Raw genomic sequence first — 13,249 nt, forward strand, 5'->3', positions numbered from 1 at the left:
AGTCTCAATGCATCTTAGATTCCGGCGGTAGTCTGGTGAGTGTTGATATGTTGTTTAGTTAAATGAACATTACCGATGCTATTTTCAGACGGTGGAGCATTTATAATTTTTAAGGAAGGTAATTGATTTGATGCAGTTCAGTAGCAGTCAGCGCCGATGGCTTATCGCAATTGCCGTTTTAATTATTAGCGGTTTTTTCATTATCAGGCACCTTATGGCGCCGACACCGGTTCAATTTCAAACGGTAAAAGTCGCCAACCGTGATCTGCAACAAAATGTATTGGCAACCGGTAAACTTGATGCTGTGCGCAAAGTTGATGTCGGTGCTCAGGTCAGTGGCCAGTTGGAGAAACTCTATGTGGAAATTGGCGATCAAGTTAAGCAAGGGCAATTGCTGGCTATGATTGACCCACAACAGGCGCAGAACCAAATTAAAGAAGTGGAAGCGACATTACAGGACTTAAATGCACAGTTAGGGCAGGCGAAAGCTGAACTTCAATTGGCTGCGGTCACCCTACGTCGCCAGCAAGACTTGGCAAAATTACAGGCTGTGTCACGCCAGGATTTGGATCAGGCGAGCACTGCACTGGCAGTGAAAAAAGCGCAAGTTGAAACCATTAATGCGCAAATTAATAAAACCAAGGCCAGTTTGGATACTGCCAATATCAACTTGGATTACACCAAAATATCGGCTCCGATGGACGGTGATGTCGTGCAAATCACGACTTTACAAGGGCAAACTGTGATTGCTGCGCAGCAAGCACCGAACATTCTTACACTGGCAGACATGAGTACTATGCTGGTGAATGCGCAGGTTTCAGAAGCAGATGTGATTCATTTAAAACCCGGCATGAAAGCTTCGTTTACTGTATTGGGGGACCCGGGAAAGCGCTTTGATGGCGTATTAAAAGATATTCAGCCAACACCAGAAAAAGTGAATGATGCGATTTTCTACTCAGCGCGTTTCGAAGTGCCGAACCCCGATCGGTTATTGCGACTGCAAATGACCGCGCAGGTATCAATTCAGTTGGCAAATGTCCCACAGGCGATGGTTATCCCATTATCGGCATTAGGTGATGAGTTAGGGACCAATCGCTATCAAGTCGCGGTACTTAAAGACGGCAAGGAAGAAAAACGCGAAGTGACTATTGGTATCCGAAATAACGTCGATGCGCAGGTTATTGCGGGCTTGAATGTGGGTGAAGAGGTCATCGTTAGCCGCGGTGGCACAGAGGAGGCGTAATGGCGGCATTGCTTGAATTAAAAGGCATCCGTCGTAGCTATCAATCCGGCGAAGAAACCGTTGATGTATTGCAGGATGTCTCATTAACCATTAATGCCGGTGAGTTGGTGGCGATTATTGGTGCCTCTGGTTCAGGTAAATCGACATTGATGAATATTCTCGGTTGCCTGGATAAGCCCAGCGCGGGTGTTTATCGGGTGGCCGGTCAAGATGTTGCGGCACTAGATAACGACGCATTGGCTGCATTGCGCCGCGAACATTTCGGTTTTATTTTCCAACGCTATCACCTGCTACCTCACCTTAGTGCGGCCCATAATGTCGAAGTTCCTGCGGTTTATGCTGGTTTGGGTAAAAATGAACGCCGTGAACGAGCGAACATGCTATTAACCCGACTGGGGTTGGGGGAGCGAGTGAGCTATCAGCCCAACCAACTATCTGGCGGGCAACAACAGCGTGTCAGTATTGCCCGTGCCTTGATGAATGGTGGCCAGGTTATTCTTGCTGATGAGCCGACAGGCGCACTGGATAGTCATTCCAGCGTTGAGGTGATGGCTATTTTGAAACAGCTTCAACAACAGGGGCATACGGTCATTATTGTGACTCATGACCCCACTGTTGCGGCTCAGGCTGAGCGGGTTATTGAAATTAAAGATGGCCGTATCATGGCCGACTCTGGTTCGAAAATAACGCAAGACGTTGTCTCTTCTGATGCGATTAGCCTGACGCCACCCGCACCTTCCTGGCAGCAATTAGCGGGGCGCTTTCGTGAGGCATTATTAATGGCCTGGCGTGCTATGTCGGCCAATAAAATGCGTACCGCCCTGACGATGTTAGGTATCATTATTGGTATTGCTTCGGTTGTTTCCATATTAGTGGTTGGGGACGCGGCTAAACAGTTGGTGCTGGCGGATATCAGAGCTATCGGCACTAACACTATCGATGTTTACCCTGGTAAAGACTTTGGTGACGACGACCCCAGTACCCGACAGGCGCTAGTTTATGATGATATGGCTGCACTAAAAGCACAGTCATACGTCAGCGCTGTATCCCCGACTATCGCCGGCAGTATGCGGTTACGTTATGGCAATATTGATGTAGCGGCTAGTGTCTCGGGTGTTAGCGATCAATATTTCCGGGTATATGGCATGAAGCTTGAACAAGGTACAGCTATCACCCGCGAACAGGTTGAGCGTCAATCTCAAGTGGTTGTTATCGACCGCAATACACAGCGCCGCCTGTTCCCCCACATCAAAGATGTCGCGGGACAAGTAATATTGATTGGCAATATGCCTGCCACTGTTGTGGGCGTGGTGGAAGAAAAACAATCCATGTTTGGTAGCAGTAAAGCGCTGCGGGTGTGGGTGCCTTATAGCACTATGGCTAGTCGTTTGATGGGGCGTTCTTACTTTGATTCGATTACTATCCGGATTAAAGAGGGCTATAGCAGTAAGGAAGCTGAACAACAGCTGGTCAGGTTGCTGACTATGCGCCATGGTAAGAAAGACATATTCACCTATAACATGAATAGTTTGCTGCAAACCGCAGAGAAAACGACTCGTACCATGCAGTTGTTCCTGACATTGGTGGCAGTTATCTCGCTAGTCGTTGGTGGGATTGGCGTGATGAATATTATGTTGGTATCAGTAACTGAGCGTACCCGTGAAATTGGTATTCGTATGGCCGTGGGCGCGCGGTCCAGTGATGTTATGCAGCAATTCTTAATTGAAGCTATTCTGGTCTGCCTGGTAGGGGGCGCTCTCGGTATTTCACTGTCTTTCGCTATTGGCTTGATAGTAGAGATGTTTTTACCTAACTGGCAAATTGCTTTCCCTCCAGTGGCATTATTCAGTGCGTTTTTATGTTCAACCGTCATTGGAGTCGTATTCGGTTATCTACCGGCGCGCAGCGCAGCACGGTTAAACCCTATTGATGCACTAGCTCGTGAATAGATAGGCCAGAGGATTGATCTTGGTTTATTTGGCCGCATATTAGAAGTATCGGAAATAAAAATGCCAGCCATTATTGGCTGGCATTTTGAATCGTTATAAATGTTGCACTGCAACAAACCGCTTTGGAAATACTTTTAGCATCAGAGTGTTGAACTGATGGTATGCCCGAGAGACATGGCGGATAAGTGTGCGGTGTTAGGCCAATGCAGCGTGTTCCTGCGGTATGGCTTCTTGCAGTACCACATCGAATTCGAGTGGGACAATCAGGCTGGCATGGTTCCCTTTTGGCCCTTGATGGACATCAAAGTTAACCATCTGACCGGCTTTTAGCGTTCGGTAGCCATCCATCTGGATAGTTGAATAGTGAGCGAATATATCTTCGCCGCCGCCCTCAGGGCAAATAAAGCCAAAACCTTTGGCATTGTTGAACCATTTAACAGTACCCGTCTCCATACTTCTACGTTCCTCGCAAGGCTATTCTAGTTCGAGATGAGGTAATCACTGGTTAAAGTGAGCGCAAATTGGTTAAAACTCCAACAGCTCACAAAAATACACTCTAGTGGAAATGGCCTTAACGTCAAGGGGGCGGCTTTTGTCAGAGCGGAGCAGTTCTTCAAAGTTTGATGTAGCTAACGCTATTGTCTTTATTTGGATACAATTTAACTGTTATTAAGGTGAAAATGCTGACTTCTTTCTCTAGCGGCGTTATGGCATAAGTGATGTTAAAATAATAATAGATATCTGCATGAAATGGTCTTATAACCGGAGTGAGGTATTGCTCCTGTATGGTTCAGTGAAACGATGGGCAGGCAATGGGTAAGAACAACGATTGGCTGAATTTTGAACATTTAGTCAAAGATAAACAAATCGAGGCGCTCAAACCGCCATCTATGTATAAAGTGATACTTAACAACGACGATTACACACCGATGGAATTTGTGATTGACGTTCTGCAAAAGTTCTTTTCTTATGATATTGAACGTGCAACACAGCTGATGCTCAATGTGCATTATCAAGGAAAGGCGATTTGTGGTGTTTTTACTGCCGAAGTGGCAGAGACAAAAGTCGCACATGTAAATCAATACGCCAGGGAGAACGAGCATCCGTTGCTTTGTACGCTGGAAAAAGCCTGATTAAGGCAATTATTGGGAGGTGCCTATGCTCAATCAAGAACTTGAACTCAGTCTCAATATGGCTTTCGCCAGAGCGCGTGAGCACAGACACGAGTTTATGACCGTGGAGCACCTGTTGCTGGCATTGCTGAGCAATCCAGCTGCGCGGGAAGCGCTGGAGGCGTGTTCAGTTGATTTGGTGGCGTTACGCCAGGAACTGGAAGCATTTATTGAACAAACCACACCGACCTTACCGGTCAGTGAAGAAGAACGTGACACTCAGCCGACGCTCAGTTTCCAACGCGTGTTACAACGTGCGGTGTTCCACGTGCAATCATCAGGGCGCAATGAAGTTTCTGGTGCCAACGTGTTGGTTGCTATCTTCAGTGAACAAGAGTCTCAGGCGGCCTACTTACTGCGTAAGCATGATGTCAGCCGTTTGGATGTAGTGAACTTTATATCCCACGGCGCCCGTAAGGACGAACCGGGTCAGGCACCGAATGCAGAAAATCCGGTGAATGAAGAACAGGCAGGAGGGGAAGACCGTATGGAGAACTTCACCACCAATCTGAATCAACTGGCCCGCGTTGGCGGCATTGATCCACTTATCGGCCGCGATAAAGAGTTGGAGCGCACCATTCAGGTATTGTGTCGTCGGCGTAAAAATAACCCACTGTTAGTGGGGGAATCTGGCGTCGGTAAAACGGCTATCGCCGAAGGTTTAGCTTGGCGTATCGTGCAGGGCGATGTTCCTGAAGTCATGTCCGAATGCACATTATATTCCTTGGATATCGGGTCACTTCTGGCCGGAACTAAATATCGTGGTGATTTTGAAAAACGCTTCAAGGCGCTACTGAAGCAGTTAGAAAATGACAAAGATAGCATCCTGTTTATCGATGAAATTCATACTATTATCGGTGCAGGCGCGGCCTCTGGTGGGCAAGTAGATGCCGCTAACTTGATCAAACCACTACTTTCCAGTGGTAAAATTCGAGTCATTGGCTCCACCACGTATCAGGAATTCAGCAATATTTTTGAAAAAGATCGTGCGCTGGCTCGTCGTTTCCAAAAAATTGATATTACTGAGCCGACGCCGGAAGAAACTGTTCAGATTATCAACGGCCTGAAACCGAAATACGAAGCTCATCATGATGTGCGTTATACCGCAAAAGCGATCCGTGCGGCTGTGGAGTTGTCGGTCAAATATATTAATGACCGTCATCTACCAGATAAAGCCATTGATGTGATTGATGAAGCTGGTGCACGTAGTCGTCTGATGCCGGTGAACAAACGCAAGAAAACAGTTAATGTATCGGATATTGAGTCTGTGGTTGCTCGTATCGCTCGTATTCCGGAGAAAACAGTGTCAGCGAGTGATCGCGATGTGCTTAAAAATCTGAGCGATCGCCTGAACATGCTGGTCTTTGGTCAGGATAAAGCCATTGAAGCGTTGTCTGAGGCCATCAAGATGAGCCGCGCGGGCTTGGGGCATGAGCATAAACCTGTCGGTTCATTCCTGTTTGCTGGCCCAACTGGGGTTGGTAAGACAGAAGTGACGGTGCAATTGGCCAAAGCGCTGGATATCGAACTGCTGCGCTTTGATATGTCTGAATATATGGAGCGCCATACGGTTAGCCGCTTGATTGGTGCGCCTCCGGGCTATGTGGGTTACGACCAAGGTGGCCTGTTGACTGATGCGGTTATCAAGCATCCTCATGCGGTTCTGTTGTTGGATGAAATTGAGAAGGCGCATCCGGATGTGTTTAACTTGCTCTTGCAGGTGATGGATAACGGGACGCTGACAGATAACAATGGCCGTAAAGCCGATTTTCGTAACGTTATTCTGGTGATGACCACCAATGCTGGCGTACGCGAGACTCAGCGCACTTCCATTGGTTTTAAACAGCAGGACAACAGCACTGATGCGCTGGAAGAGATCAAAAAAGTGTTTACTCCGGAATTCCGTAACCGGTTGGATAACATCATTTGGTTTAACCACTTGTCACCTGCAGTTATCCAGCAAGTGGTCGATAAATTTATCGTTGAATTGCAGGCGCAATTAGACGCTAAAGGTGTATCACTGGAAGTCAGTGAAGAAGCACGTGATTGGTTATCTGATAAAGGTTACGACAAGGCGATGGGCGCGCGGCCAATGGCTCGGGTGATTCAGGAAAACCTGAAAAAACCACTAGCGAACGAGTTATTATTCGGTTCTCTGGTCGATGGTGGCTCGGTCACTGTTGGGTTGGATAAAGAAAAGCAACAGTTGGCTTATGAGTTCCAAAGTGCGCAAAAACGCAAAACTGAAGGTGCAGTTCATTAAGTCAGTGTGTTGTTAACATCCGTCATAGCTTCATATTGAGAACGAAATAAAGGGCGATAAGCTAATTTAGCTATCGCCCTTTTTATTTCTTTGCACATTTTACTTTTATTTGTGTGGTGAATAAATGCACTAAATCGACAAATAAAAGAAAACGCAAAACGCCCTAACCATAAACGGGAAGGGCGCCGGAGGGGGACTACATCCTCAGAGCTCGCCAGTCTTAAACTGGCGACAGATTAGCCGATTAACGGCTACGGAAGACAATGCGGCCTTTGCTCAGGTCGTACGGGGTCAGCTCTACAGTGACTTTGTCACCCGTCAGGATGCGGATATAGTTTTTACGCATTTTACCGGAGATATGAGCGGTTACCACGTGCCCGTTTTCCAATTCAACACGGAACATGGTGTTCGGCAGCGTATCAAGAACGGTGCCCTGCATTTCAATATTGTCTTCTTTGGCCATCGAATCCTCTAGGTGTAACTACCTTAGTTTTTAACCGGCAAGATAATGCCGAAAAACCCACATTATGTAAAGAAGTGTTGGCGGTCATCGCACCATTTCAGCAAAATTAGTCTGCCGGCAAGAGGGGATAAAGCCTAATGTGGGGTTCTTTTCAACGGTTGAGCTTTACTGCATCGCGGATGAAAAATTCAACGATTGCGGTAACCAGCATTCAGCCGGTAGTGGACTAAACTGGAGTTGACTCAACTGTTGCAAAAAAAAGTTGCGTGGGATCTCAATCGCACCCAGCGACGCAGTGTGAGCGTTGAGGACCTGACAGTCAATCAGTTCTCCACCATGACGGGTAAAATGATGACAAAAAACCATTAAAGCGCTTTTTGAGGCATTATTAGCCCTGCTAAACATGGATTCACCACAAAAGAGTGAGCCCACTGAAATACCATACAAACCGCCAACCAGTTCATTTTCCAACCAAACCTCTACGGAATGGGCATGACCCAGTGTATGTAAGTGGCAATATGCTTGCTGTACATCATCGCCAATCCAGGTTCCCTCATCACGCAGAGTGGCACAGGCACGAACAACATCTTCAAAAGCGTGATTGAGCGTAAATCGATAAGGGCAGTTGCGCAAAAAGCGCCGCATGCTCCGACTGATATGTAAATCTTCTGGATACAATACGGCTCGAGGGTCAGGTGACCACCATAAAATCATTTCTCCAGGACTGAACCAGGGGAAAATCCCCCGTTCATAGGCGGCCAACAAACGAGGAGGAGATAGATCTCCCCCAAGGGCCAGCAATCCGTTTGGTTCGCGCAGAGCCAGCTCAGGCGAGGGGAACGCAAAAGATTGAGAAGAGAGCTGCGTGATGCGCATAAATCCCCTTAGTGACACTTACAGGCCCATTTGGGCATCCCCATAGTATTTGGAGCCACAGCGTTATTGATGATGTATTCATCGCACCTTTTGGCTGTGGCTCTAATGACTTTGGATATAATCATCAATTACAATAATACTGCTTTGGTTTCAGCAGCTTTACTTAATATTAGCTATAAGTTTGCTGATTATCTGCCTATGTTTATATCCGTCATACTTCAAGCTGCATGTGCGTTGGCTGCCTTCGTTCACCCCAGTCACTTACTTATGTAAGCTCTTGGGGATTTACTCAGTTGCCGCCTTCCTGCAACTCGAATTATTTAGGGTATAGGAGCTTTATTTACACATCATCTTCGTATTAATGCCGCTGATGGAACTGGTAGTAACGTCCCTTGTTTTGTAACAAGTTTTGGTGGCTGCCTTGCTCAACTATCTTTCCTCCATCCATAACACAGATTCGATCCATATATTCCAACCCATACAAGCGATGCGTGACAATAATCAGGCTCTTATGCTGGCAGTGTTGGCGTAATAACGTCAGAATTTGTTGCTCGGTTTCTGCGTCTAATCCTTCGGTAGGTTCGTCGAGAAGCAGTAGTGGTGCTGGATGCAGTAGCGCACGAGCAATACCTAAACGGCGTTGCTCCCCCCCAGATAATGGCCGCCCACCATCACCCATCCAGGCATTCAGCCCTTCATCGTTATCTAGCAAATTAGCCAAACCAACTTGTGCCAAAACAATTTTTAGTTGTTCATCTGTTGCAGTAGGGCAGGCCAGTAATAGGTTTTCTCGCAATGTACTGCTGAAAATATGTACTCGCTGGCTGACCACTGTCATCATTTGGCGCAGTGTCGTTTCATCAAAGCGGGCTAAAGGTTTCCCGTTTAGCGTGATGACTCCTTCATTGGCATCCCATGCTCGGGTTAATAACTGCAATAGTGTGGATTTGCCACAGCCGGTTCGGCCCAATAGCGCAATATGCTCACCAGAAGCCAGTGACAGCGATATATTTTGTAAAACAGGTAAGGGCTGCTGTGGGTAAGTAAAACTCAACCCTGTCACTTCTAGCGCCACCTGTGGGGCTGCGGCGGGGCCACTATCCGGGAAGGTCACTTCGGGTTTTTGTTCCATTAGCTGACCAACTCGAGTCGCTGATGCAATAACTTGCCCTAAGTGTTGGAAAGCTCCTGCAACGGGCAACAGAGCTTCAAATGCTGCCAACGATGTGAAAACGAACAGAGCCAACAATGCACCTGGCTGGCTGTCACCCCCTATTCCGGCAGCGGCTAACCATAAAATTAATGTCACAGTCAAACCTGAAGCAAGAATCATTAACGCTTGGGCTAAGCCTGCCAAGGATGCTTGTTGCTTTTGGCGAATCATCCACCGCTGTTCAATTTCTTCCAATGAAGTACGAAAACGATGTAATGCGCCGAAAACCAACAGTTCGGCTTGACCTTGTAACCACGAGGTCAGTTGTGAACGATAAAGACCGCGTAGGTCAGTTAAATCATGGCCAATAGGCTTACCGGCACGATAGAAAATCAACGGTACTAACAATAACAACCCGAGCAGAATGGCACCGAGTGCCAGAGCTAAATTGACATCGATGTAACTCAGGCCAAAGGTAACGGCTGCGATGATAACAACGGCGGCAACCAGTGGGGATATAACCCGCAGATAGAGATGATCAAGTGTATCGACATCGGCGACCAGGCGGTTCAGTAACTCACTTTGGCGAAAACGAGCAATACCTGCTGGGGAAAGTGGCAAGATTTTCTGGAATGCAAATACCCGCAGATGTGCCAGCACTCTAAATGTCGCGTCATGGCTGACGACGCGTTCGGCATAGCGGCCCGCTGTTCGGGTAATTGCAGCACCTCGCACGCCTGCTGCAGGGAGCAGATAGTTAAAAGTATACAATCCTGCGGGGCCAGCAATGGCGGTTCCTGCTAAGAACCAACCGGATAAAGTGAGCAATCCGATACTGGCGAGTAGGGTGATGATTGCCAACACAATACCGAGGCAAATTAGGAACCAATGGCGACGATACAACGCCAGAAAGGGGAGAAGTACTCGCATGATTAAAGCTCCTCACTGCGGTGGGACAGCAGATTGGCAAATGAACCGTCAGCTTGACTTAAGCTGGAGTAATCACCTTGTTGAATTAAAAGACCATTATCCATCACCCAGATTTGATCATATCCCAACGTATCTTCCAACTGATGAGTGACCAGCAGTGTCGTCTGCTTACGAGAGGCTTCTTCAAGCGCTTTCATGACCAATTGCTCACTATGTGCATCCAAACTGGCCGTAGGTTCGTCTAATAACAAGAGCCGGCATGGGTTCAGCAATGCTCTGGCAACAGCTATGCGCTGGGCTTGACCAACAGAAAGGCGCGCCGAATGGTCACCGACCTCCGTATCTAACCCTTGCGGCAAGTCATTGAGGAACTCATTGATATACGCGCGTTCAATCGCCAGTTGTAGTTGGTCATTGTTAGCATCAGGTTGGCCCAACAAAATATTGGCAACCAGCGTCTGCTCTGGTAAATGCGGATTTTGCCCGACCCAACTTAGCTGGTGACGCCAGGTTTGCGGATCCAGTTCACGCAATTCTATGTTGTTGACTTTTAATGAGCCGCGATAGGGTAAAAAGCCCAATAGCAAGTTAAGCAATGAGCTTTTTCCAGCACCACTCAGGCCAACGATCGCCACTCGTTTTCCCGCTGATAGGGAGAATGTTAGTGGCCCGGCCAAACGGGTGCCTGTAGGAGATAATATTTCCAGTTCATTAGCTTCGAGAGCGATAGAATCGGTGCCATCAAGAACTTTATCACCCCGGCCAATAGTTTCACCGTCAGTACTCAAAAAGGTAACCAGTGATTCAGCAGCACCAACAGCTTGTGCTTTGGCGTGATAAAACGTGCCTAAATCCCGCAATGGCTGGAAGAATTCAGGTGCCAAAATCAAAACCAGAAAACCTGCAAACAGTGTTACACCAAGGCCGTAACTGCCGAAATTCAATTCCCCCAAATAGGAAAAACCGAAGTAAACAGCAACGACTGCGATGGAGATTGCGGCGAAAAACTCCAATACGGCAGAGGAGAGGAAGGCCATTCGCAGCACCTCCATAGTGCGGCGGCGAAAATCTTCTGAGGATTCGCGAATTTGGTCTGTTTCCGCTTTGGCGCGATTAAATAGCCGTAAGGTGTCCAAACCGCGTAAACGGTCGAGGAAGTTACCACTCAGACGGGCCAACGCCACAAAATTACGCCGGTTAGCATCAGCTGCCCCCATTCCCACCAGTGCCATAAACAAAGGGATGAGCGGTGCGGTGACGAATAGAATTAAACCTGCCGCCCAGTTGATCGGGAAGACAGCAATGAGAATCAGCACCGGAATAAGAACGGCCAAATACATTTGTGGAAGATAGCGAGAATAGTAATCCTGCATATCTTCAATTTGTTCCAAAATAATCGTTGCCCAACTTCCGGCTGGTTTGCCTTTTACCCAGGCTGGGCCGAGTTGTTCTAATCGGTCTAATACTGTTTTGCGGATTTGTTGACGCACTTTCATGCCGCAAACAAACCCTACTCGCTCACGTAACCAACTAATCACGGCACGTATGGCGAAGGTTCCAGCCAATAAACCAAAATCAGTGATTAATTCTGTACGGGGGACTTTGTCGATAATCAAAGATTGCAGCAAGGTGGCCAACAGCCATGCTTGAGCAATAATCAATAACCCGCTGAGGAGGCCAAGTAACATGGACAGGCGGAGCCAACGTTGCGCCGGGGCGCTTTGTTTTTTCAGCCAACGAATCAACTCATACTGTCGTGTTTTATTCATCGGGCAATTTGTCTGCGCAAGGTACGGGGAAATTTCAAAAAAATGGTTATCATCTTTCGAGATGACAAACCAGCGAGGGGCAATATTACCTCGTCATGCCATGAGGTGAAACCATAATGCTTGTGATAGTTGCCGCATTAGTCGATATCTATAATTTGCTGTTTTTCATTGACATGCCGATATGCAAAATAAAGTACCAATAGAAATTAAAAACGGGCAGCTCACATATTTGTTAGCTGCCCGTTGGTATTGGTTGAATCAGTTATGTCAGAGATTATTTATCGTTAACTAACCCATCCAGATAGCGCTCTGCATCTAATGCTGCCATGCAGCCGGTACCCGCAGAGGTAATTGCCTGACGATAGATGTGGTCCATAACATCCCCCGCAGCAAATACACCCGGAATTGAAGTTTGTGTTGCATTGCCCTGGATACCTGATTGCACCTTAATGTAACCATTTTCCAGTGCTAACTGGTCGCCAAAGATAGCGGTGTTAGGACTATGACCGATAGCAATGAATACCCCAGCTACCGCTAACTCTTCGGTTTCATTGTTTTTAGTCGACTTCAGCCGTACGCCAGTCACGCCCATATCGTCGCCCAGTACTTCGTCTAACGTACGGTCAGTGTGCAGCACGATATTGCCGTTTTTCACTTTTTCCATCAGACGGTCGATCAGGATTTTTTCTGAACGGAAGCTATCACGGCGGTGAATTAGATGAACTTCAGCGGCGATATTGGCCAGATACAGTGCTTCTTCAACGGCGGTATTGCCACCGCCGACGACGGCAACTTTTTGGTTACGATAGAAGAAGCCATCACAAGTGGCGCAGGCAGAAACCCCTTTACCTTTGAATGCCTCTTCTGATTCCATTCCAAGATAGCGTGCAGATGCACCTGTCGCGATGATCAGTGCATCGCAGGTGTACTCAGCACTATCGCCAAACAGGCGGAACGGGCGGTTTTGTAAATCGACTTTATGGATATGGTCGAACAGGATTTCTGTCTGGAACTTTTCTGCATGTGCATGCATCCGTTCCATCAGCGCCGGGCCGGTAAGACCTTCCGGGTCACCGGGCCAGTTTTCGACATCGGTGGTGGTGGTCAATTGACCGCCTTTTTCCATTCCGGTAATCAATACGGGATTCAGGTTGGCGCGTGCCGCATAAACTGCCGCAGTATAACCCGCAGGGCCAGAACCTAAAATAATCAATTTGCTATGTTTAGCCGTACTCATGAATACCTCTTTCCCACAATGGCGGACAATGTTAACGATTGTAGGGAAATTCGAGCATTAAAAAAAGCAGACAAAAATGTTGTTAGCGATTTGTTTGATAGGTAATGCCTATTTAATGAACTAAGTGTATTAAGAATCGACAGTTAGCTGTTAAATAAAATTGAGCAATACGCCAATTAGACCAAAATTCATTT

The 13,249-nt window shown here is 47.3% G+C and carries 10 protein-coding genes; 4 read left to right on the plus strand and 6 right to left on the minus strand.

Annotated features, from left to right (window positions below; all coding sequences use genetic code 11):
• Nucleotides 1-130: 130 nt before the first annotated feature.
• Both macA and macB read left to right on the plus strand, forming a co-directional pair.
• Nucleotides 131-1,243, plus strand: coding sequence for a macrolide transporter subunit MacA (gene macA / locus QSV56_RS01825; RefSeq protein WP_019079890.1), 1,113 nt, complete (start codon nt 131-133; stop codon nt 1,241-1,243).
• Nucleotides 1,243-3,192, plus strand: coding sequence for a macrolide ABC transporter ATP-binding protein/permease MacB (gene macB, locus QSV56_RS01830; RefSeq protein ID WP_301210452.1), 1,950 nt, complete (start codon nt 1,243-1,245; stop codon nt 3,190-3,192). The genes macA and macB overlap by 1 nt, the downstream gene beginning before the upstream one ends.
• A 195-nt stretch (nt 3,193-3,387) precedes the next feature.
• Here macB and cspD read toward each other — a convergent pair whose 3' ends face one another.
• Nucleotides 3,388-3,645, minus strand: coding sequence for a cold shock-like protein CspD (gene cspD, locus QSV56_RS01835; RefSeq protein WP_019079888.1), 258 nt, complete (start codon nt 3,643-3,645; stop codon nt 3,388-3,390).
• A 359-nt stretch (nt 3,646-4,004) separates the two neighbouring features.
• On the opposite strand from cspD, the gene clpS reads away from it, so the two are divergent.
• Together clpS and clpA are read left to right on the plus strand one after the other, a co-directional pair.
• Nucleotides 4,005-4,325 (plus strand): ATP-dependent Clp protease adapter ClpS, encoded by a 321-nt coding sequence (clpS, locus tag QSV56_RS01840; protein WP_004389612.1) that lies wholly within the window; start codon nt 4,005-4,007, stop codon nt 4,323-4,325.
• Between the two features lie 25 nt (nt 4,326-4,350).
• Nucleotides 4,351-6,627 carry an ATP-dependent Clp protease ATP-binding subunit ClpA gene (gene clpA / locus QSV56_RS01845; RefSeq protein WP_005162786.1) on the plus strand — a complete coding sequence of 759 codons (2,277 nt, stop codon included), beginning with the start codon at nt 4,351-4,353 and terminating at the stop codon, nt 6,625-6,627.
• Nucleotides 6,628-6,871: 244 nt separating this feature from the next.
• Here clpA and infA read toward each other — a convergent pair whose 3' ends face one another.
• The 5 genes from infA to trxB all read right to left on the minus strand — a co-directional run bounded on the left by infA (nt 6,872) and on the right by trxB (nt 13,055).
• On the minus strand, nt 6,872-7,090 hold the full coding sequence (gene infA, locus QSV56_RS01850; RefSeq protein WP_002211347.1) for a translation initiation factor IF-1: 219 nt from the start codon (nt 7,088-7,090) through the stop codon (nt 6,872-6,874).
• A gap of 165 nt (nt 7,091-7,255) precedes the next feature.
• Nucleotides 7,256-7,966, minus strand: coding sequence for a leucyl/phenylalanyl-tRNA--protein transferase (gene aat, locus QSV56_RS01855; RefSeq protein WP_019079887.1), 711 nt, complete (start codon nt 7,964-7,966; stop codon nt 7,256-7,258).
• A gap of 358 nt (nt 7,967-8,324) precedes the next feature.
• Complete coding sequence (gene cydC, locus QSV56_RS01860) at nt 8,325-10,049, minus strand: cysteine/glutathione ABC transporter ATP-binding protein/permease CydC (RefSeq protein WP_046050701.1); 1,725 nt, start codon at nt 10,047-10,049, stop codon at nt 8,325-8,327.
• Nucleotides 10,050-10,051: 2 nt separating this feature from the next.
• Entirely contained in the window at nt 10,052-11,818 is a 1,767-nt protein-coding gene (gene cydD, locus QSV56_RS01865; RefSeq protein WP_046694849.1) for a cysteine/glutathione ABC transporter permease/ATP-binding protein CydD, read from the minus strand.
• A gap of 274 nt (nt 11,819-12,092) precedes the next feature.
• On the minus strand, nt 12,093-13,055 hold the full coding sequence (trxB, locus tag QSV56_RS01870) for a thioredoxin-disulfide reductase (RefSeq protein WP_046050702.1): 963 nt from the start codon (nt 13,053-13,055) through the stop codon (nt 12,093-12,095).
• Nucleotides 13,056-13,249: the final 194 nt, after the last annotated feature.

It is taken from the genome of Yersinia sp. 22-579 (genome assembly GCF_030433455.1).
Lineage (GTDB): Bacteria > Pseudomonadota > Gammaproteobacteria > Enterobacterales > Enterobacteriaceae > Yersinia > Yersinia enterocolitica.